The organism is Kaistella yonginensis (genome assembly GCF_030409525.1).
Classification (GTDB): domain Bacteria; phylum Bacteroidota; class Bacteroidia; order Flavobacteriales; family Weeksellaceae; genus Kaistella; species Kaistella yonginensis.
This window is the reverse complement of the sequence record NZ_JAUFQB010000057.1, coordinates 1-22,682: the sequence shown is the minus strand read 5'-3', so window position 1 is coordinate 22,682 and position 22,682 is coordinate 1. Positions and strand designations below refer to the sequence as shown.

The following is a 22,682-nucleotide window of genomic DNA, read 5'->3' as shown; positions in this document are numbered from 1 at the left end:
GCTGCAGTTGAGCCATCATCAAAGCAGTATTTTTTATTATTTTCAAAATAAAGATTTATAAAAATGCAGATTCTATTACCTATATTTTATCTTCCGCCAATTTCATGGTTTGCCATCTTTTTGCAGGATGATGCTGAGATTGTTTTCGAGCAGTATGAGAATTTTCCGAAACAAACCTACCGTAATCGAACCAATATCTATGGAGCCAATGGTAAATTATCATTGATTATTCCCATGAATCATAATGGCACCAGAGTGCTGAAAGATATTCAAACCTCAACCCGCGAAAAATGGAAACCACTGCACTGGAAATCCATTAAAATAGCCTATCAAACCTCTCCTTATTTCGAATATTACGAAGATCAATTGGAAGCAATTTTTACCTTTAAGGCAAATTCATTACTGGATTTTAATCTAAATGCTTTAAAAATTATCCAAAAGATTTTAAAAACCGAGAAGGCATATTCTTTGAATAACGAGTTCCTCAAACAACCACAGGGTTTTAATTTCCGCGATCAATTTTCCGCGAAATCAGAGACTGCATTCCTTATGGAAGTTTATTATCAGGGTTTTTCAGACAAATATGGTTTTTTAGAAGACTTGTCGATTATTGACCTTATTTGTAACAAAGGACCGGAATCATTGACCTATATTAGAAATGTTAAACATAAATAAAATGAATAAAATACTTATTGCAGCTTGTTTTATGACAGGTTTTGCCACATTTGCGCAGAAAGCAGATGCGGTTCCTTTAGATCCAATGAAAGATAAAAATTTGATGACGTGGTATCATCAGGATTTTTCTTCTAGTAACACCTATGGTGTTAATACCCAAAATGCGTACAAGTATTTAGAATCCAAAGGATTAAAAGCGAAACCTGTAATTGTGGGAGTTTTAGACAGCGGAGTAGAAGTAGATCATCCCGGTTTAATAAAAAACATGTGGAAAAACGTAAACGAAGTTCCAAATAATGGTAAAGATGACGATGGAAATGGTTATATCGATGATATCTACGGCTGGAATTTCAGCGGCGGAAAAAAAGGGGATGTCGATATAGATAATATGGAAGTTACCCGTGTTGTGAAAAAATTCCAGTCGATTTTTGAAGGTTCAAATTCAACCCAAAACAAAGCAAATCAAGCAAAGATGCCTGAGGAATTTGCAATGTACATGAAATCCAAAGAAATCTTCACCAAGAAAAGTGTGGAGGCTAAACAGAATTATGAGACGTATAAGAGAATCCAAGGAATGATTCCGCTGATGATCACCATGCTGAACGGGAAGAACTTAACACAAGAAGTAGTAGGAGCAATCAAACCAACCACTGCGGAACAAGCGATGGCAGCCGCAGTTCTAAGCCAAATCAGTCGCGACCCTTCTATTGCCGACAAAGGTCCAGCAGAAGTGCAAACGTTTTTAGAAGCCCAGATGAAAGAGGCGTTGGATTATTATGAACCGCAAGCTACAAAACAGTATAATTTGGATTACGATCCTAGAGCCTCTATCGTAGGTGATAATTATGAGGACTATTCTGAAAGAAAATATGGAAATAACCACTATGAAGGCCCCGATGCACAACATGGAACACACGTTGCGGGAATTATTGCAGGTCTGCCACAAGGAACAGAAGTGCAGTATGGAGTAGGTTATAAGACGGCAAAAATCATGACTGTCCGTGCAGTTCCAGATGGTGATGAAAGAGATAAAGATATAGCCAACGCTGTTCGTTACGCGGTGGATAACGGTGCTAAAATTTTGAATATGAGTTTCGGTAAACCGGTTTCTCCAGGTAAAGAGGTCGTGTGGGATGCGTTTAAATATGCAGAATCGAAAGGCGTTCTACTGGTAAAAGCAGCTGGAAACGAAAATGAAAATATCGCAGAGAATGTCTACTACCCAACCAATTTCAAGAATGTAGAAGATGCCAAACCCTTCATTAACAATATGATTGTTGTTGGTGCATCTACAAATGACAATGATTTTCTAAGAGCAAGTTTTTCCAACTATAACCAAAAAATGGTGAATGTTTTTGCGCCAGGTGACAAAATCTATTCTACTGTGCCTGATGGTAAATATGAATATTTGCAAGGGACATCCATGGCTTCTCCGGTAGTTGCCGGCGCGGCTTCTGTTTTACTCGCCTACATGCCGAATTTAACTCCAGCCCAAATGATTGAAGCATTGGTAAAGACTTCCAATAAATCATCGGTGAATGCAATGATCAACTCCAACACCAACAATCGATTTGATTTGATCTCGGAAGCAGGCGGGGTAATAGATTTGAAAAAAGCCGCCGAATATGCCTATACACATTTTTATAAACCATCGGCAATCACTATTCCTTCCAAATCAACCCCTTCCAAATCAAAAAAGAAAGTAATTCCGAAAAAAGCAGTTACTAGAAAATAGAAAGAGTATTCTTATAAAAAGCCCGATTTTTTCGGGTTTTTTTTGTAATTTCGTTTAGTTGGCACGGTTTTTTGTACTTCTAAATTAAATAATTATACTACTATGAAAAATTTATTATTAGCAGGGATTTTTGGAGCAGCGATGACTGTTTCATGTTCTACCGCAAAAACAGCTCAAGCAGACAGAGCTGAATTTTTGAAAATGAAAGGCGACTGGGAAATAACCAGTGTAAACTATGACAAGAACTATAAGGTAAAACCATTTGATGAAGGAGCTGATGCGCAATGTTTCGTTGGCAGCCATTGGAGGTTAATTCCAAATAATTGGTCTGGGTCTTATACGATGAATGGCGGAGGAGATTGCCCAAGTGTTATACAACCAATTAAGTTTGAAGTAACAAATGGTAATGAATTCAAATTCAAAAAAATGCTTGAAGGTTCCAAAGCCAAATCTGTTACCGTAGGATATTCTTTAAATTTAATCAGCCAAACCACTGATTCTTTTAGTTTAGAGCATAATATTCCATCTAATGGTGAAAATGTACGAGTGGTTTACAATTTCGCAAGAACGGGAATGAAACAATAAAATAAATATAACATTATGAAAATTTTTAACAAAACAAATATTGCCGCTTTATTCATCTCAACATCATTAGTAATGACGAGCTGTGAAGCAGTAAAAAACTCAAACAATCAACAAAAAGGTACCGTGATCGGAACTGCTGCCGGAGCAATTATTGGTGGTGTACTTGGTAACAATTTAGGAAAAGGTAAAAACGCACCTTTAGGAGCGGTTTTAGGTGGCGTTGTTGGTGGCGTTGCCGGTAATGTAATCGGTGGCAAAATGGATAAGCAAGCCAAAGAGATTAAAGAAACTTTGCCAGGTGCAGAAGTGGAGAGAGTGGGCGAAGGAATTAGAGTAACCATGAAAGAAAACATGGTGAATTTCGGTTTCGATTCTTCTAACTTAACAGAAACTGCTAAAGCGAATTTAGATAAATTAGCTCAGGTCTTAACCAATAACCCAGACACCAACATTAATATTTATGGCCATACCGACAGCAAAGGAGCTGACTCTTATAATCTTTCCCTTTCGGAAAGGAGAGCTGGTGCAGTTAAAAGCTATTTGATGGCGAAAGGCGTTTCTAGCAGTAGAATGCTTGCAATGGGAATGGGCGAAAACGAACCTATTGCTTCCAATGATACCGATGCTGGTAGAGCACAAAATAGAAGAGTAGAATTTGCCATTACCGCAAATGAAGATATGATTAATGAAGCTGCTACTAACCAATAGTAGTAAACTAAATTTGAAATTTTAAAATCCGCTTTGGCGGATTTTTTTATTTAAAATTCACTAATTTTACCGCTGAATTTTATATTAATGATGAAATATTTAAAACTGCTCCGCGTGGAACAGTGGGTCAAAAATCTTTTCGTTTTTGCACCACTGTTTTTTTCTGGCAATATCACGCACTACGACTTACTGGTTAAAAGTGTTTTTGCTTTTATTATATTTTCCTTGGTAGCCAGCAGTATTTACATTATTAATGATTATTCTGATATAGCGTCCGACCGAAAACATCCCGAAAAGAAAAATAGACCCTTAGCAAGCGGAGCTATATCCAAGCAAACCGCCAGAATTATATTAGCAATTCTATTGCTGATTATTGGAGGATTGATATTTTTAAGTCAAGATTTTCTTTCGAAAAATCTCTGGAAGTTCGCCAGCATCATTGGTTTTTACTTTATCATGAATTTAGCATATACCTTTAAGCTAAAGCATGTTGCTATTGTTGATGTCATGATTATTTCAACTGGATTTGTACTTCGTGTATTAGCGGGAGGCTATGCCACCGGAATTTTAATTTCGCAATGGGCAATTTTGCTCACCTTTGTTTTAGCTTTGGTTTTAGCAATTGGCAAAAGAAGAGGTGAGCTAATTAATGCGCAAATTTCTGGAAAAACAAGAAAAGCACTTGATGGTTACAATGTACAATTTGCCGATATTGCACTTTCAATAAGTTGTGCCTTAGCAATCGTTTGTTATTTAATGTTTACCCTTTCACCAGAAGTTCAGCAACGATTTCACCCTCGGGTTTTTTACACGGTCATCTTCGTTGTTTTTGCTTTTTTACGCTATTTGCAACAGACTTTGGTGTACAACAGAACCGAATCACCTACCAAAATTATTTATAAAGACCGCTATATTCAAGTGACTTTGGTGCTTTGGTTAGCTGCGTTTTTATTACAAATTTATTTTAAGAAATGAAACCAAATTATAAACAGACGGTAACGAATTGGGGAAATTTCCCAGTGGTGGAAAAAGAAATGAAATCCGAAGACTCCGCTGTTAAAATACAACAATACGTTCGCAATCATCACGATATTATCGCCAGAGGAAATGGCAGGTGTTACGGCGATGCAGCCCTATCTGAAAATATTTTCTCTACCAAAAGACTAAATAAATTCATCAGTTTTGACCGGTTAAATGGTGTTATCGACTGCGAAGCCGGGGTTTTACTTTCTGATGTTTTAGAAGTTATTGTGCCGCAAGGCTATTTCCTTTTTGTAACGCCGGGGACTAAATTTATTACCGTTGGTGGTGCCATCGCTTCTGATGTGCATGGCAAAAATCATCATGCCGAAGGTTGCTTCTCCGAATATGTGATTGAATTTTCTTTAATGAATGAAAAAGGAGAAATTCTGCGATGTTCCCGTATAGAGAATCCTGAAAAATTCTGGTCAACCATAGGTGGGATGGGACTTACCGGCATTATACTTTCGGCAAAATTCAAATTGAAAAATATTGAAAGCTCCTACATTCGCCAAGAAAGCATCAAAGCTGAAAATTTAGATGAAATTTTTAAATTATTTGATGAAAGTGAATCGTGGACTTATAATGTAGCCTGGATTGATTGTCTGCAAAAAAATAAAAATGTAGGCAGAAGCATCATGATGCGCGGTGAGCACGCTTTTAAACATGAGTTGCCCAAAAAGTTACAGGTAAATGCTTTGAAATTAAAGAAAAGCATTTCACCCTCAATCCCTTTTTATTTCCCAAATTTTGTTCTGAATAATCTTACAGTGAAATTGTTTAATCTTTTATATTACTTTAAGCAAAATAAAAAAGAAGTTAAAAATGTTGTGCATTACGAACCTTTTTTCTATCCGCTTGATATCGTAAATGATTGGAACAGGATTTATGGTAAAACAGGATTTATTCAATATCAAATGGTTATTCCTAAAGAACAAGGGAAAGAAGGAATGAAAAAAATTCTAGAAACCATTGCGAAAAGCGGAAATGGATCATTTTTAGCCGTTTTAAAATTATTTGGAAAAAATAATCCGCAAGCGTACAATTCATTTCCAATGGAAGGCTATACTTTGGCCTTGGATTTTAAAGTAAATTCAAAATTGAAAAAATTAGTTGCGCAACTCGATGCTATTGTGGAAGAGTTTGGTGGAAGAATTTATTTAACCAAAGATTCTATGAGTAAACCATCATTAACCAATTATTTACAAAATGTTCAGAATCCTAAATTCATTTCGATGCAGCAAAAAAGAATTCAAAATAATTAAAGGAACTTCTTGTGATAAATAATTTGAATTCCGTTCAAAAATTCTCCATTTAGAAATAACAGAAATAGACTATGATCGTTTTAGGAAGCAATTCAGAAGTTGCGCAGGCATTTGTTGAGGAAACTTTGAGTGCCGGCGATAAATTTTCAAAAATATACCTCTTTACTTCAAATAAAGAAACTACAGAGAAATTTGCAAAACATTTAGAAGTGAAATTTGTCCAACAATCAGAGATTGTCGAACTCGATCTGTTACGCCCAATCGATTATGCAAAATTGGATGGTATGGAGTCGGATCTTCTTTTCTGCGCCACAGGTTATCTGGGTGAAAGCACCGAAGAAGGGCTTTACGAACATCGAAACACAGAGAAGATTATCGATGTAAATTACGCGAAGTTGATTCCCGTACTAACCTATTTTGCCAGTAAAATGGAGCGTAGAAGAGCAGGAACGATGATTGTTCTTTCATCCGTTGCAGGCGAACGCGGACGCCAAAGTAACTTTATTTACGGGAGTGCAAAAGCTGGATTAACTGCCTATCTAAGTGGTTTAAGAAACTATTTATTTGCCAAGAAAGTACATGTTCTTACGGTAAAACCAGGATTTATGGCAACGAAGATGACCGAAGGACTACCCTTAAATCCAAAATTAACAGCAAGTCCAAAACGAGCCGCAAAATATATTTACAAAGCATACAAAATTAAGAAAAACGTGGTCTATGTCTTACCAATCTGGAGCCTTATCATGTTGATTATTAGGAATATTCCTGAGTTTGTTTTTAAAAAATTAAAATTGTAAATTCTAAAAAGAATTGGATAATAAAAATCATGAAAAAATTATATTGCTTTGATTTTGATGGAACCTTAACCTATAAAGACACCATGTTTTTATATCTACAATTTTACGATGCTTCGAAATTTAGAATACAGTTTATTAAACATATTCCACTTTTTATATTGTTGAAAATGAACCTTTTAGAAGCTGATAAAGTGAAGAGGAGTTTTGTTTCTTCTGTTCTTAAAGGACAAACCAAATCGAAAATTGAGAAAAAATCTCAGCAATTCTTTGATCAATATTACCCAGAAATTTTCAGAGAAAACGCTTTGGATTTTATTAAGAATATCGATCATTCACAAACAGATTGCTATATTGTTTCTGCTTCCCTAGATATTTGGGTGAGACCATTTGCAGAAAAATTCGGGATGAAGCTTTTGGCAACGCAAGCAGCATTTGAAAATAACATTTTTACCGGCAAATTTGTAGGAAAGAACTGCAATGGCCTTGAAAAAGTAAACCGAATTAAAGAAGCAATTAACGAAAAAAAATACGATAAGACCATCGCTTTTGGAGATACTTCCGGGGATCAAGAAATGTTGGATTGGGCAGATGAAGGTCAGTTTAAATTTTTTCATTAATTTTAAACTCTGAAAAAAATCTAAAAATAAAAAGTCAAAATGAATAAAATTTATTTGGATAATGCTGCCACAACGCCGCTCTCCGAGGAGGTTATAGATGCCATGGTAGAGGTGTTGAAGAATAATTTCGGTAACCCATCTTCTACGCATAGTCTTGGGCAGGAAGCTAAAATCCTTATCGAAAATGTACGAAGAGATGTTGCAAATTATCTGAAAGTGACACCTGCGGAAATCATTTTCACTTCGTGTGGAACCGAGTCCAATAATATGATTATCCAATCTTGTGTTAATCATTTGCATGTCGAGCGAATTATTACCTCGCCCATCGAACACAAGTGCGTTGCAGAAACGGTTTTAGACATGAAGAAAAGAAACGGAGTTGAGGTTGCCTATCTTCGTCCTGATCAAAAGGGAGATGTAAGTTTGTCACAGTTAGAAAATCTTTTAAAGAGCTCAGACAAAAAAACCTTGGTTACTTTAATGCACGCCAACAATGAAATAGGAAACTTGCTGGATATTAAAAAAGTAGCCATACTTTGTAAAGAAAACAATGCCTTATTTCATTCTGATACCGTACAATCAATGGCGCATATGGATTTAGATTTTTCTGATATTCCCATTGATTTTGCGTCTTGTAGCGCCCATAAATTTCACGGTCCGAAAGGGAGTGGTTTTGCTTATATCAGAAAAGCTTCCGGGTTAAAAGGCATTATTACCGGTGGTCCACAAGAAAGAAGTTTGCGCGCAGGCACAGAAAATGTGTGCGGAATCGTAGGTTTAGGAAAAGCATTAGAAATATATTTAAAAAATATGAGCAGTTACGCTGATCATATTAAAGAAATCAAGCAATATACAATTGATCAACTTTCAAAGGAAATTGAAGGTGTAAAATTCAACGGACGAAGCGCCGAAATGGAACACAGTTTATACACAGTCTTGAGTGTTTTGTTACCTTTTAAAGATCCAATGATTGGCCTGAAATTAGACATGAAGGGAATTGCTATTTCACAGGGAAGCGCCTGCTCATCTGGCGCCGCAAAACCGTCGATGGTAATGATGATGGTGCTGGATGAAGAAGAGATGGATCATACGACTCCTTTACGGGTTTCTTTTAGCCACTTTACAACAAAAGAAGAAATTGATACCTTGGTTGAAGCGTTGGTAGAAATTACGACGAGTTTTCAAATAGAAAAAGTAAATAGCGAACATAGATAGACAAGAAGGTTAATTGGCAATATTGTTGTAAATTTGTAGACTAAAAATTAATATTAAAAATATATAAAAATGGCATTAGAGATTACAGATCAATCATTTCAGGAAATGGTTTTAAATTCAGATAAACCCGTATTGGTAGATTTTTGGGCAGTATGGTGTGGACCATGTAGAACCTTGGGTCCAATTATCGAAGAAGTAGCGACAGATTTCGAAGGAAGAGCAGTGGTAGGAAAAGTAGATGTAGATAACAACCAACAAGTTTCTGTAGACTACGGAATCAGAAATATTCCGACTGTTTTGATTTTCAAAAATGGAGAAGTAGTAGATAAAATTGTAGGCGTTGCACCAAAAGAAGTGATCGCTGAAAAATTATCTGCACATTTATAAAAAATAAATTGCTTGAAAATGAGTGCTTTCCTAATTAGGGAAGCATTTTTTTTTAAATATTGTTTGCAGAGTCTGATTAATATTGTACTTTTGCACTCACCAAAAAGAAAGACGTTCTTTGCAAACTAATGATCCGGTAGTTCAGCTGGTTAGAATGCCGCCCTGTCACGGCGGAGGTCGCGGGTTCGAATCCCGTCCGGATCGCTTTTTTATAAATTTCACCCCTTTTATAAAAATCAGTATAAAAGTTTATCAATACTTTTCAAAAAAATTGATCCGGTAGTTCAGCTGGTTAGAATGCCGCCCTGTCACGGCGGAGGTCGCGGGTTCGAATCCCGTCCGGATCGCAACTACAATATCAAAGTAGTACAAAAAGCTTTAAAACATATGTTTTAAAGCTTTTTTTGTTTTATGGGTGTTCAAAAAGAGTTAAAAAAGCACAATCTGAAAGTGACCTATTCAGTGACCTGTTGAAACAGGTTAAAATAGGTCACTGGAAATTCAGATAAACCATGTTCAGAAGCTAGTTCAGCAACTGAACATCTTGTGCTTAGGTTTTACTAAGGTTAATTTTAAATCTTAAAACCACACAATATGAACAAGACCTTTAATTTACTTTTCTATGTAAAAAAAGCCAAAATAAATTCTACGGGAGAAGCTCCTATTTATTTACGAATTACCATTGACGGTAAAATATCCGAAATCAGTACAAAGCGTACTGTAAATCCTTTAAAATGGAATTCTGCGATGCAGAAGGTGAGTGGTTCTTCAGAAGAAAGCAAGTCGCTTAATTTTTATCTAAAAACATTTGAGCAGAAAGTTTACAATATTTATCACGAATTGATGAGAGATAAAGAAACGGTGACTTGTGAAGCGCTTAAAAACAAGTTATTAGGTAGAGGAGAACTTTCAAGAACACTTATTCCGGTTTTTCAGGACCATAATGATCGAATGGAAAAGCTTGTAGGGAAGGAGTTCGCTCCTGGAACATTAATCCGCTATAAAACCACTCTAAAACATACCAAAGAGTTTTTGAAATGGAAGTATAATATTTCAGACATTGATATTAAGAAAATAAATTACGCTTTTCTGAATGATTTTGAACTGTTTTTAAGAACCGAAAAGTCCTGTAATAATAATTCTGCTGTCAAGTATATCAAAAATTTTGGTAAAATTATTCGTATTTGCCTTGCAAATGGATGGATGGAAAGAGATCCTTTTATGAATTATCAATCGAAATATGATGAAGTAACTAGAATGTTTCTCAATGAAAAGGAAATAGAGGTGCTTTTTACTAAAGATTTTAAAAATGAGAGATTGTCTTTGGTAAGAGATATTTTCCTCTTCAGTTGTTTCACAGGATTGGCATATATTGATACTAAAGAACTCACCTATCACAATATCAATTTGGGATTGGACGGATCTCAGTGGATTTATACCAAACGTCAGAAAACTAAAACGACCTCTAATATTCCTCTGCTTTCTCAAACTGAACAAATCATTCAAAAATACAAAAATCATCCTGTATGTGTGAATAATGGAAAGCTACTACCTATTCTTAGCAATCAAAAAATGAATGCTTATTTGAAGGAGATTGCAGACTTATGTGGTATCAACAAAGAATTAACTTATCACATTGCCCGTCATACTTTTGCCACAACTATTACTTTATCCAATGGAGTTTCTATTGAAAGTGTAAGTAAAATGCTTGGTCACAAAAGTATTAAGACTACCCAGCATTATGCAAAAATCTTAGACAAAAAAGTAAGTGAAGACATGATGCTATTGAAACAAAAATTTGTTGATAAAAAGAAGGTGGCAGCAAATTCTCAGGTAATTGGTTCGTGTTGAAGGTTTTCTGAGACCTCAAGAAACTATGTTCAGACCATTTATTAACAGATATTGATAATATTTTAAAGGTATTAAATTATATTTAATAGTTGTTTTTATCTCTCTTGCAATAAGTTGTTATGAAAATACAGTAGACAGACTTGTTAATTTTAATTATAACACATCTCCTTTTCATTCTGTTAGTGAATTTGTAAAGGATATAATGCAGATCTATTGTTTTTTTCATTTCACTTGATTTTCGGAATTTTAAATAATGCTATCTGACTTTCTTTTCATAATTTTATAAACTCTTTAAGTTTAAATTTCATATCTAAATAATGCTTGTAAATAAATCTGTAATAAATGATATAAAGACCATTATTACTCAGTCAAAGGACAATGCTATTCGCGCCGTTGATCATCAGCGAACTTTGATGTATTGGAATATTGGTAAACGTATTTTTGAAGAAGAACAGCAAGGGAAAGACCGTGCTGATTATGGAAAATATCTTACCCAGTACATTGCGAAAGAATTAGAACCTGAATATGGAAGTGGATATTCTAAGAGACAAGTTGAGTTATTTCGGCAGTTTTATCGCACATTCCCAATTGCGAACGCACTGCGTTCGCAATTGAGCTGGACGCAATATAAATCACTCGTAAGAATTGACAATGAGGACAAAAGAGAGTTTTATATTGGCGAAACTGTAAAAAACAATTGGACTTCTCGACAGTTGGAAAGACAGATTTACAGCAGTTTGTATGAGCGTCTTTTGTTGAGTAATGACAAAGAAAGTGTTTTGGCGATTGCCAAAAACGAAAAGCAACCATCCGATGCCAAAGCAATCATCAAAGACCCGATGTTTTTAGAATTTCTTGGTTTGAAAAGAGAAGCATCTTATTACGAAAGAGATTTAGAAAATGTTATTATCACACATTTACAGGATTTTTTGTTGGAGTTAGGCAACGGTTTTTCATTTGTGGCTAGGCAGAAAAGAATGCATATTGAAGGCGATGAATTCTTTGCAGATTTAATTTTCTACAACCGCTTACTGCAATGCTTTGTCATTATCGAAATCAAAACACATAAACTCACACATCAGGATATTGGACAGTTGCAGATGTATGTAAACTATTATGACCGTATAGAAAAATTGCCACGTGAAAATTCAACCATCGGGATTTTGCTTTGTGCCAACAAAAACGATGCAGTTGTACGCTTCACATTACCTGAAAATCAGAAGCAGATTGTCGCAAGCCAATATGAATTGTATTTACCAACTGAAGAACAATTACTGGATGAAGTGAGTAAGGAGTTGGAGAGTTTTGAGGATAAAGGGGACGAAAATAATACTAATACACAATAAAGAGATAGAAAACTATGTGGGCAGATAACGAAACATCAGAAGACCTTTTAGGATTTAAAGTACATGCAGATTTGTTAGTCAATATTATTAATGACGAATCTGTTCTGCCTATTACAATAGGTGTTTTTGGCGATTGGGGAAGTGGAAAATCTAGCATCTTGCAAATTGTAAAAGAAGAATTTGATAAGGAAGATGATAAAGATTCTCTCTGCATATATTTTAATGGATGGACTTTTGAGGGGTATGATGATGCTAAAGCTGCATTGCTCAATTCAATTCTCAAAGAATTGGAAAACAACAAAAAAATTTCCGCTGAAATAAAGGACACGATAAAAGAAAAGGTAAAAAAGCTTTGGAAATCTGTTGATTGGATGCGTGGTGCTGGTATGGTGATGAAAAATGTTGCTCTACCTGCTGTTTCTGCATATTTTACAGGAGGACTAAGCTTAGTTCCTTACGCAATTCAGAAGCTAACAGAATGGGGAGATAATCCAGAAAAAATAATTGAAAAACTTCAATCAGAAGAAGGAAAGGAAATATATAACGCTTTTGTAAAAGAAGGAAAAGAAGAAAATAAAAACTCTACAAATGCAGTAGCGGAATTTAGAACAGACTTTTCGGAACTACTAGAAGCAACAAATTTTAAAAGACTAATTGTAATTATTGACGATTTAGATAGATGTAGTCCTGAAAGAATTATTGAAAATCTTGAAGCGATTAAACTTTTTCTAAATGTTCCTAAAACAGCATTCATTATTGGAGCAGATCCTCGAATTGTAAAATATGCGATTGAACATAAATATAAGAATAACAAAGAAATTGAAGAAGACAATAATAGGATTGTAATTGATTACTTAGAAAAATTAATTCAACTGCCTTATTCTTTACCAAGACTTTCTGAATCAGAGGTTGAAACTTATATATCAATGCTTATCTGTAAAAAAGAAATAAACGAAATTAAGTTTAAAAATGTAATTGATGAATTTAAGAAATATAGATTAACTAATAAATATTCTGCATTTGGACTCTCAAATTTTGAGAAGGTTTTAGAAGCTGAAGATTTTCAGAAAGTGAAAGATAATGTAATTACGATTCCTTCATTAGTTCCCTTACTCACAAATAGCTTGTATGGAAATCCCCGACAAATTAAACGGTTTCTAAATACTTATACTATCAGAAAGAGGCTTGCAGAAGTAGCATCGTTAACAACTTTTAATGATGCCGTTCTTGCAAAAATGATGATACTTGAATATTCTGAACCCAAGTTATTCAAGAAATTATTTGAATGGCAAATTGTCCAAGACGGAGTACCAAAAGAAATAACAGAGATTGAAGCTCTATCTAAAGAGAAAGGAATTGATGATGTTATTTCGGAAATAAAAGAGACAGATTTTAAAGAATGGAGTAAACCCAAAATAATAAAATGGTTTCAAATAGAACCTTTGTTATCAGGAGTTGATTTACGAGATTATTACTGGATTGCTCGTGATAAGTTAGAAAATTCTATCACTGCAACCAGTATGATTCCACCAGTAGTAAGGGCATTGTTCAATGAGTTATTGCCTGAAAATATGACGGCTACAGTTACGAAATCTTTACTCTCTGAAAAGTATCAACCTTTTAGTGATATTGAAAAAGATGCGTTTTTCAATCTTCTAACTTCAAATTTGAAAAGGAATCCTCAGCAAAAGCGGTTTTATGACATTTTCAATGCAATGACAGAGGGTCAAATTGAAAACAGCGTTTATAATTATATTGAGACTCTTAAGATAATTAGTGTATCAGATATTGAACCTGCGGTTGCTACAAGATTAGCAGACTTTAAATCAGAACCTGAATTTGGGGAATTCTTAAATGATTATTTCAAAGATGGAAAATCAAGAGCAAGTAAGGCATATAATCTAAAAAAATAAAAATGGGAACATCTAAATCATTTTCTGATGTAAAACACTCAATGGTTCCGAATTGGGGTACACTAAGTTCTTCGCTTACCTCAAATTGTGATTCTTCTGTTCTTCCTGCCCAGAAGCTACAAAATATTATGGGACATTTTGTATCAGCATTGGGTGGAGCATCAGCAGGCGGACGTGGCGGTTCAAAGGCAGGAGGAAAAAGTAGTATCAGAACTGCAAAGAAAATCGGGGGAGTTTTTTCAAAGTTTATTAGTTCCGGTAATAATATTAGACAGACACTTGAATCTACCGGATTAACAGATATTGATAATAAAACAGTTGGTGATGTAATTAACCACCTGATTGAATATTGTTCTGGTAGTGCAACTTCAATTGATGATAATGCCGCGAAAGAAGCTACAAGATTATTGTTAGAAGAACTAATGGGACAAGCTGAATCCATTGATGAGGTACAAACTTTTTTGCAAGAAACTTTTACAACCAATACTTTGGAAGATGTAATAATAAAATATTTCGGGTATTATGTTAATGAACTTTTGTCAAAATGGTTCTATGAAAATCTAATAAAAAGTAAGAATGAAAGTGATTGTAATAATCTTTTCAATCAAATTAAAAATTTCATAGTTGAACGAGTTGGTGATATGCACAAAAGAAACCCATTGCAAAACATTGATTGGAGTTCTGATGAAGCTGATAAACTTATAAAAAATATTCAACAAGATATATTAACAGTATTTGAATAATTATGAGAGTAAAAATAATCATTGATGATGCAGATTATGGCAAGTTTTCAGATTTGAAACTTTGTTATACAGATAACGGAATAGAAAGAAAAGTACCATTGTCTTTTTTACAATATGAAAGAGTTTTTGATTTTACAAATGATTTCACATCTGTGAAATTTGATTTCTTTCTTATATCAGCAATAGTGTACGGTATTGACAACTTACTTAGTAGGGCTATTTATTCAAATGATGGTTGGACAAGAGACATAGAAATAGAACTTCCTGTAAATAATCTATCTGTTTGGAATGGAAAAGAAGAAAAATTGAAACAAATATTAGATTTCTTAACGGGAGATAATTGGATTGTTAATTTTAGGCAAAACACACAAGATTCGCTTTATTATCCGCGCCCTTTATCAAGAAGAAGAAAAATCCCACCAACCTATGAAATGGATTCAATAAAATCTGTAAGTTTGTTCTCAGGCGGATTAGATTCTTTAATCGGTGTAATTGATGAATTAGAAAAGCTTAGAAATAATGAAAAAATACTTTTAGTTTCTCATTTTGATTCTAAATCACCGGGTCCGAATGGAGACCAAACAAAGTTACTGAGACATTTAATAACTCAATATCCGAATAAAACATATTGGGTACAGTCAAAATTGGCATTGTCAAGAAAAGATACTGACGGCAACAGAGTAACGATAGAAAACAATTATCGTAGCCGCTCGCTATTTTTCATTGGATTAGGGTGTTATCTATCTCCGATTGATGAATTAATAATTCCTGAGAATGGAACAATTTCAATCAATTATCCATTGACCCCATCAAGAGTTAGTTCTTTGAGTACCAGAACGACCCATCCTTATGTTTTAAAAAATACTCAAGAACTGCTTACTGAATTGGGGTTATCTACTATAATACATAATCCTTATACTTTTAAGACAAAAGGGGAAATGTTTATTGAATGTACTAACCAAACATTTATACAAGGCGTTTTTCAAGATTCGGTTTCTTGCGGCAAAAGAGGCAGAAAGCAAAATTGGCAAGTAAAGACTGGCATTCAAGAGTGTGGAATATGTATGCCCTGTATTTATAGAAGATCAGCGTTAAATAAAGCAGGATTAGATAATGAAAACCACTATGGTAATTTTATTACTAAAGCCAATTCACGAAATTATAGTAAAGATTTACCCGCATTAATCAGCTATCTAAAAAGAAATATTTCATTGGAAAAAATGAAAAGAGATTTGTTGGTGAATGGAAATATTGAGATTGATAATCTTGAACAATATGCAAATATGGTATTAAGGTCTAGAGAAGAAGTTTTAGAATTATTTAGAGAAAAAGGAAATAGATTTGTAAAATCTGAGTTAGGGATAAGATGATTATTGATACACACTGCCATATAGATCTATACCAGAATCCAAAAAAAAAATTACAGGATTGCGTAAAAGCTGATATATCGGTATTAGCAATGACTAATCTTCCAAGCCATTTCGAAATGGGATATGCTCATTTTCAATCATTGAAAAAAATAAGATTAGCTTTAGGAATGCATCCCTTAATGGCAGATTCACACAAAAAGGAATTCAATTTATTTCTAAAGAACATTAATAAAACATCATACATTGGTGAAATTGGTTTAGACTTCTCCAAAGGGGGTATTACTACAAAAGAAATTCAAATAGATACTTTTTCAAAAATACTAAATGTAGTTTCTGGACAAAAAAAAGTCTTAAGTATTCATTCCAGAAAAGCGGAGAAAGAAGTTTTAGAGCTTTTAGTAAAAAACAATATACAGTCCGCAATTTTCCATTGGTATTCCGGTGGGCTAAATTTGATTGATGCTATTGTAGAAGCTGGTTATTTTTTTTCTATTAATCCTGCAATGGTAAAATCTATATCAGGTAAGAAGATTATATCAAAAATTCCTAAAGAATTTATTTTGACAGAAACTGATGGTCCATTCATTTCTGAAAATGAATTACCTATCCAGCCTGGCCAAATACAACCTGTCATTACCTTTCTAGCTGAAGAATGGATGATAAGTAGTGATGAAGTAAAAAAAATAATTTGGTCAAATTTTCAGAATATTATTAAGCGTTTAAAATAAACAAGGTGCTTTTTTAATATGAATGAATCTATTTCTGACAACATCAACTCGTTTCATACCCTATTTCAAGGTCGCGAAGAAGTATTTTACATCCGTTGGGAAAAATCAGGAAAAGCAGCAGGTTACATTCCCGCTTATCATTACAACCCATATCATTGTCATCCTTTCAAGTTGAGCTTACATTGAAAGTGTAAGCAAGATGCTTGGTCACAAAAGTATTAAGACCACCCAGCATTATGCAAAAATCTTAGACAAAAAACTAAGCGAAGACATGATACTATTGAAAAAAAATTTGTTGATAAAAAGAATGTGACAGCAAGTTTTCAGGTAGTTGGTTAGTGTTGATGTTTTTTGATAAAAGAAAGCATCCAAAAAATTGCAAAGAATTTGGAAAGCCATGTCTCTTTAATTCTGCACAGAAAACTTATTTCTTGGCAATCCAATTTCATGTTCTTGGGGATAAGGTTTTCTATGCGTCATACTTACGTCTTCTTGTAGGTTTCTTGCAGTTTCTAGAGATTTTTCTTTATCCATCGAATATCTGGGATCGGGTATAAAAGGCATTTTTGCCATTTTATGAATGGTGATTGTTGGAAAATGGAAGTCCACTTCCACCGTTCCCAACAACAAATAACAGCCACCACCTTGAAAAGGATACTGTTCCAAACAATTCGGAAAATGAGCCGTGTCAAAATATTTACCTTCGGCATCGATCCAGGTTCCGAAAAACATCGTTCCTCTTTTTGTGGGAACATGTTTTCTGGAAATCAGATACGCCAACATTTTCACTTGTCGCTTATGATATTTTGCTAAATCTTTAGCCATGACGCTCCCTCTGTATCGGGTTTGTAAGAGGTCAAAAGGGTTGAATGAAACAGGGAATCCTAAGATCTCAATTTCATCAAACGCATCTTCAAATGGATTTCTTTCTATTTTTGGGAGTTGATAGTTTTTCTGTGGTTCATCTAATAACGTGGGATGTTTGAAAGTTGCTTTATGTTTTCCTAAAATAAATCGGGCTTCGATTAGCAATTCGTGTTTCTGTTTTCCTGTGAATCTAAATGCTCCGATGAAAATCAAAATCTGTAAGGTTTCAATACCGATAGGAATTCTTTTTACAAAATTGTCTAAAGAATTATAATCGCCATTTTCCTTTCTTTCTTCAGGAATTAATTCCGCCAATTTCCCTTCAACTTTTTCGATGTGCATTAATCCTAAATACAGATCAGTTCCATAAACGGTGGTCTTGAATTCACTGAAATTCACGCACGGATTATGAATCGTCGCACCCGACATTTTTGCTTCGTGAACATACACTTCGGTTCGGTAAAATCCGCCACCATTATTAATGGCACAAACCATAAATTCAATAGGGTAGTAAACCTTCAAATACAAACTCTGGTAACTTTCCACGGCATAAGATGCCGAATGCGCTTTGCAAAAAGAATATCCTGCAAAAGATTCAATCTGACGGTAAACCTCTTTTGATAATTGTTCGGGATGTCCGAGTGCTTTGCAGGATTCAAAAAAATGATCTTTCACTTTTTGTAATGCCGATAGTGATCTGCCTTTGCCACTCATTGCTCTTCTTAAAACATCACCATCAGGTGCAGATAAACCACCAAAATGAAGCGCAATTTTAATTACATCTTCCTGATAAACCATAATGCCATAGGTTTCCCCCAATTCTTTTTTAAATACATCATGAAAATATTCAAACTTGGTGGGATTATTATGCCTGAAAATATATTCCTTCATCATTCCGCTTTGCGCTACTCCAGGACGAATGATGGAAGAAGCAGCTACCAAAACCTTATAATTATCGCATTTTAATCGTCTTAATAATCCTCGCATCGCAGGACTTTCAATATAAAAACAGCCAATGGTTTTTCCGATGCTCAAAAATTCATTGCATTTTGTTTCATCTTTTGAAAGCGTAGTGTCTTTAATATCAATGCAAATTCCTCTTTTTTCTTTGATGAGTTCTACGGTGTCTTTGATGGTACCCAATCCTCTCTGTGATAGAATATCGAATTTTTCCAAACCGATTTCCTCAGCCGTATGCATATCGAACTGTACAATCGGAAAACCTTTGGGCGGCATTTCCAACCCTGAATAATTGGTGATGGGTTCCTCAGAGATTAAGATTCCACAAGAATGCATACTTCTTTGGTTCGGATATTTTTCTAAAAGTTTCCCATATTGATGAACCGATCTGAATACCGAATTATCATCATGTTGATCCATCGGCTTTTTGGTCAGTACATCCAGTTCTTCTTTTGGCAGTCCAAATGCTTTCCCGACCTCCCGAAAAATAGATTTGTACTTAAACTCCACATTCGTTCCGCAGAATGCTACATGATCTTTTCCATATTTATTGAAAATGTATTCTAAAATTGCATCTCTGTTTTGCCAGCTCCAATCGACGTCAAAATCAGGCGGTGTTTTCCGATTAAGATTTAAAAACCTTTCAAAATATAAATCCAGTTCCAAGGGACAGATATCCGTAATTCCGATGCAGTAACTGACAATGGAGTTCGCGCCGCTTCCTCGTCCCACGTGCATAAATCCCATACGATTGCTATATTGAACAATATCCCAAGTAATCAGAAAATAGGCGCAAAAATTCAATTGTTCAATCACCGCTAATTCTTTTTCTATTCTTGCTTTCGCTTGAAGATGATCTGCTGAATATCTTTTGCTCAGTCCTTCATAAGCTAATTGGCGCAAGAGTTTAGAATCATTTTCCTTACTGTCGGTGAAATGCTTCTTGTTTTTAGGGGTCGAAAAATCAAAATCAAAATTGCATTCATTGACCACGAATTTGGTATTCGCAATAATCTGTGGATGATATTTGTATTTTTCTAAAAGCTGCTTTTTGTTCACAAATGTTTCGCTTTCTTTACAATAATCACCCTCTGAAAGTTTGGTGATGAGCGTGTTAGAGTCTATTGCTCTTAAAATTTGATGCAATTCATATTCTTCATCAGTTTTAAAAGTAACAGGATGTAGAATAACCATCTTGTGAACCCATGTTTTCAGTTGAGGTTGTATCAACAGGTTTAATTCATCTTGTCTGATTCCTATAAATTCATGATTCAATAATTTTTCAGGAATATTCTGCAAAGGATAAATAACAAACGTGTTTTCAAACTCGGGATTTGCTTTAGGAATTGAAATTCCATCACAATTGGATGCCGTTAAAAGCCTGTTGATTTCTGCAATCCCTTTTTGATTCTTTGCTAAACAGATATAATACAACTCATTTTCAACCCGAATTTCAGCGCCAACGATGGGCTTAATGTTATTTGCAGTACATAATTTATAAAAATCATAAATCCCCGTAACCGTATTAATATCCGTCAAAGCCAAGGTTTTGACATGATAATCAAGCGCCTGTTGAACCAAATTTTCAACAGAAATAGTCCCATATCGAAGGCTGTGATAGGAATGGCAATTCAAAAACATACTCCAACTATTTTAATAAACCAGATGCTCTTCCTACGCTTGCAGTACCAAATCGGTTTTTAATTTTATCCATTGTTTGATACAACGAAATCAACTCTTCTGTATCTTCAAAAAGATTCATCTGATGACAGCCGTGTACCAAACTGGTGAATTTTACCCCAATCAATCGAATTCTCATTCGTCTGGTATATACTTTTTTGAAAAGTTCTAAAACATACCTGAGCAATGTGTGATCCGCCGATGTATAAGGAATTCTGCACTGCTTAGTCTCCGTATCAAAATTCGAATACCTAATTTTCACAACAATCGTTGAAGTCAGCCATTTTTCTGTTCTTAACTGAAAAGCCAACTGTTCTACCATTCCAGATAAAAAACTTCTGATATTCTGAACATCAATCGTATCTTCTGAAAAGGTATTTTCTTTAGAGATTGACTTTCTTTCGGAGTAGGGAATAACAAGCGATTCATCAATTCCATGAGCTTTCTCCCAAAGTACACTTCCGTTTTTTCCAATCAGTTGCTGCAATACCTCAACAGGTATTTCAGAAAGCGTTTGAATCGTTTTGATACCCAATCTTGAAAAGAGTTCAAAGGTTTTAGCCCCAACCATAGGAATTTTTTTTACCGATAATGGATTTAAGAAAGATTGAATATTCTGTTCTCTAATCTCAAATTTCCCGATCGGTTTAGATTCTCCGGTTCCGATCTTGGAAACCGTTTTATTCGTTGATAAAGCAAAGCTTATGGGCAATCCTGTATTTTTTGTTACGGCATCAGCAATTTCGCTTGTCCATTTGTAGCAACCAAAAAACTGATCCATTCCCGAAAGGTCCAAATAAAATTCATCAATGCTCGCTTTTTCCAATACTGGTACTTTTTCCTGAATAACCTCGGTGACCAAATGGGACATATTGGAGTAATGATCCATATCACCTTTAATCACTTTTGCTTCTGGGCATAATCTTAATGCCATTTTAATGGGCATTGCACTTCGAACTCCAAAATATCTCGCTTCATAAGAGCAAGATGCTACCACACCACGGTCTCCACCTCCGATGATGACAGGTAATTTCTCCAATTGGGAGTTTTTAAATCTTTCGCAGGAAACAAAAAAAGTGTCCAAATCCATATGTACAATTGCACGATTCATTTTACAAAACTATCACTATTTGTATCAAATTTAATTACCTTTGTTGCTATAAATTATAACAATGTCAATTTTATCCGATAACATGCGCTTTTTGAGAACGAATCAAAAATTCTCCCAACAAAAAATTGCAGACACGCTTTTTATTACACGAGGTCGATATGCAAAATACGAGGACGGAAGCTCCGAACCACCGATTGAAATTTTAATGCGAATTTCAAAGTATTACAGTATTAGTATTGATCTTTTGGTTGGGGTAGATCTTAGAAAGTATCCTTTGGAAGATATGCTCAATCTTCCTGATAATCGTATTCTAGTCCCGATAACGGTAGATATTTCCGGGAATAATCAAATTGAAATTATTCCGCAAAAAGCTTCGATGGGTTACTTGAATGGTTACAGCGATCCTGATTATATTGAAAGTTTGCAAACCATTTCTTTACCATTTCTTAGAAACGGAAAATACCGTGCCTTCCCTGCAAGTGGAGATTCGATGCCGCCGTATAAAGACGGAACTTACATTGTTGGGAAATATGTTGAAAATTTAGCCGATCTAAAAACCGATAAAACCTATGTTTTTATCACCATGAATGATGGGATTATTTATAAAAGATTTCAGTTTCATGAAGGCAATTTCATTTGTGTGAAATCGGATAATAATTTTTATGAACCCCTAAAAATACCTTTGATTGAAATTAAAGAAATTTGGGAATTTGCGTGCAGCATCAATACTGAAGAATTTGATGCAGAAGAATTTTCAGGGCAAAATGTTAGAGGTTTATTTTTAGAATTAAAGCAAGATATTAAGAAGATTGATCATAAACTTTCAAGGCAAGGTTAAGATTTAATATCGAAATACTATCAGGTTTTCCCCAAAGTTTAAACCCTTGATGCCGGATCACGTTCATTTAAAAGGAATGATAGGGGATTTGAAAAAAACGATTCAAGATCTTGAAAGTAATATTTCGGGTTTAATACTAAATGAGGAATTATTTTTATCATTCATTGGTAGTGTCCCACTAACTGTGTAAGTTGAAAAGTTATTCTGAAAAATTTTGAGCCCTTAAAGCTCAAAAAAAATTTTCGGAAATAACTTTTTTACTATTTTTAAA

The 22,682-nt window shown here is 34.6% G+C and carries 20 protein-coding genes, 2 tRNA genes and 1 pseudogene; 21 read left to right on the top strand and 2 right to left on the bottom strand.

Going from position 1 to position 22,682, the window contains the following annotated elements; all coding sequences use genetic code 11:
• Window positions 1–63 precede the first annotated feature (63 nt).
• The 20 genes and pseudogenes from QWY78_RS11675 to QWY78_RS14895 all read left to right on the top strand — a co-directional run.
• Window positions 64–675, top strand: coding sequence for a WbqC family protein (locus tag QWY78_RS11675; RefSeq protein WP_290219995.1), 612 nt, complete (start codon window positions 64–66; stop codon window positions 673–675).
• A 1-nt stretch (window position 676) separates the two neighbouring features.
• Window positions 677–2,410 (top strand): S8 family serine peptidase, encoded by a 1,734-nt coding sequence (locus tag QWY78_RS11670; protein ID WP_290219993.1) that lies wholly within the window; start codon window positions 677–679, stop codon window positions 2,408–2,410.
• A gap of 102 nt (window positions 2,411–2,512) precedes the next feature.
• Complete coding sequence (locus QWY78_RS11665; protein WP_290219992.1) at window positions 2,513–2,995, top strand: lipocalin family protein; 483 nt, start codon at window positions 2,513–2,515, stop codon at window positions 2,993–2,995.
• Between the two features lie 15 nt (window positions 2,996–3,010).
• On the top strand, window positions 3,011–3,703 hold the full coding sequence (locus tag QWY78_RS11660; protein ID WP_290219990.1) for a YiaD family glycine zipper/OmpA-like lipoprotein: 693 nt from the start codon (window positions 3,011–3,013) through the stop codon (window positions 3,701–3,703).
• 87 nt (window positions 3,704–3,790) lie between these two features.
• Window positions 3,791–4,678, top strand: coding sequence for a decaprenyl-phosphate phosphoribosyltransferase (locus tag QWY78_RS11655; protein WP_290219989.1), 888 nt, complete (start codon window positions 3,791–3,793; stop codon window positions 4,676–4,678).
• Window positions 4,675–5,988, top strand: a complete 1,314-nt coding sequence (locus QWY78_RS11650) for an FAD-binding oxidoreductase (RefSeq protein WP_290219987.1) — start codon at window positions 4,675–4,677, stop codon at window positions 5,986–5,988. The genes QWY78_RS11655 and QWY78_RS11650 overlap by 4 nt, the downstream gene beginning before the upstream one ends.
• Window positions 5,989–6,059: 71 nt before the next feature.
• A complete protein-coding gene (locus QWY78_RS11645; RefSeq protein WP_290219985.1) occupies window positions 6,060–6,785 on the top strand; it encodes an SDR family NAD(P)-dependent oxidoreductase in 726 nt (241 codons plus the stop codon).
• 29 nt (window positions 6,786–6,814) lie between these two features.
• Window positions 6,815–7,402, top strand: coding sequence for an HAD-IB family hydrolase (locus QWY78_RS11640; protein WP_290219984.1), 588 nt, complete (start codon window positions 6,815–6,817; stop codon window positions 7,400–7,402).
• A 39-nt stretch (window positions 7,403–7,441) separates the two neighbouring features.
• A complete protein-coding gene (locus QWY78_RS11635) occupies window positions 7,442–8,617 on the top strand; it encodes a cysteine desulfurase family protein (protein ID WP_290219982.1) in 1,176 nt (391 codons plus the stop codon).
• 69 nt (window positions 8,618–8,686) lie between these two features.
• Window positions 8,687–9,004, top strand: a complete 318-nt coding sequence (gene trxA, locus QWY78_RS11630) for a thioredoxin (RefSeq protein WP_290219981.1) — start codon at window positions 8,687–8,689, stop codon at window positions 9,002–9,004.
• A gap of 130 nt (window positions 9,005–9,134) precedes the next feature.
• A tRNA-Asp gene (locus tag QWY78_RS11625) sits at window positions 9,135–9,208 on the top strand.
• Window positions 9,209–9,277: 69 nt separating this feature from the next.
• A tRNA-Asp gene (locus tag QWY78_RS11620) sits at window positions 9,278–9,351 on the top strand.
• Window positions 9,352–9,598: 247 nt separating this feature from the next.
• Window positions 9,599–10,855: a site-specific integrase gene (locus QWY78_RS11615; protein WP_290219979.1), complete on the top strand. Its 1,257-nt coding sequence runs from the start codon at window positions 9,599–9,601 to the stop codon at window positions 10,853–10,855.
• 317 nt (window positions 10,856–11,172) lie between these two features.
• Complete coding sequence (locus QWY78_RS11610) at window positions 11,173–12,201, top strand: PDDEXK nuclease domain-containing protein (RefSeq protein WP_290219977.1); 1,029 nt, start codon at window positions 11,173–11,175, stop codon at window positions 12,199–12,201.
• 14 nt (window positions 12,202–12,215) lie between these two features.
• The gene (locus QWY78_RS11605; protein WP_290219975.1) at window positions 12,216–14,114 is read left to right on the top strand and encodes a KAP family P-loop NTPase fold protein; all 1,899 of its coding nucleotides are present in this window, start codon (window positions 12,216–12,218) and stop codon (window positions 14,112–14,114) included.
• Window positions 14,115–14,116: 2 nt separating this feature from the next.
• Complete coding sequence (locus QWY78_RS11600; RefSeq protein ID WP_290219973.1) at window positions 14,117–14,857, top strand: Qat anti-phage system associated protein QatB; 741 nt, start codon at window positions 14,117–14,119, stop codon at window positions 14,855–14,857.
• Between the two features lie 2 nt (window positions 14,858–14,859).
• Entirely contained in the window at window positions 14,860–16,227 is a 1,368-nt protein-coding gene (gene qatC, locus QWY78_RS11595; RefSeq protein ID WP_290219971.1) for a Qat anti-phage system QueC-like protein QatC, read from the top strand.
• On the top strand, window positions 16,224–16,955 hold the full coding sequence (gene qatD, locus QWY78_RS11590; protein WP_290219969.1) for a Qat anti-phage system TatD family nuclease QatD: 732 nt from the start codon (window positions 16,224–16,226) through the stop codon (window positions 16,953–16,955). The genes qatC and qatD overlap by 4 nt, the downstream gene beginning before the upstream one ends.
• Before the next feature lie 18 nt (window positions 16,956–16,973).
• Window positions 16,974–17,141 (top strand): TOTE conflict system archaeo-eukaryotic primase domain-containing protein, encoded by a 168-nt coding sequence (locus QWY78_RS14900; RefSeq protein WP_435389068.1) that lies wholly within the window; start codon window positions 16,974–16,976, stop codon window positions 17,139–17,141.
• Window positions 17,137–17,268: pseudogene (locus QWY78_RS14895) on the top strand (site-specific integrase); the annotation flags it as partial. The gene QWY78_RS14900 and the pseudogene QWY78_RS14895, both read left to right, overlap by 5 nt.
• A 92-nt stretch (window positions 17,269–17,360) precedes the next feature.
• On the opposite strand, the gene QWY78_RS11580 reads toward QWY78_RS14895, so the two are convergent.
• Window positions 17,361–20,423: a DNA polymerase III subunit alpha gene (locus tag QWY78_RS11580; protein WP_290219968.1), complete on the bottom strand. Its 3,063-nt coding sequence runs from the start codon at window positions 20,421–20,423 to the stop codon at window positions 17,361–17,363.
• Window positions 20,424–20,430: 7 nt separating this feature from the next.
• The gene (gene dinB, locus QWY78_RS11575; RefSeq protein ID WP_290219966.1) at window positions 20,431–21,573 is read right to left on the bottom strand and encodes a DNA polymerase IV; all 1,143 of its coding nucleotides are present in this window, start codon (window positions 21,571–21,573) and stop codon (window positions 20,431–20,433) included.
• Between the two features lie 61 nt (window positions 21,574–21,634).
• Between dinB and QWY78_RS11570 the strand changes: the two genes are divergently transcribed.
• Window positions 21,635–22,411: an XRE family transcriptional regulator gene (locus tag QWY78_RS11570; protein ID WP_290219964.1), complete on the top strand. Its 777-nt coding sequence runs from the start codon at window positions 21,635–21,637 to the stop codon at window positions 22,409–22,411.
• Window positions 22,412–22,682 lie beyond the last annotated feature (271 nt).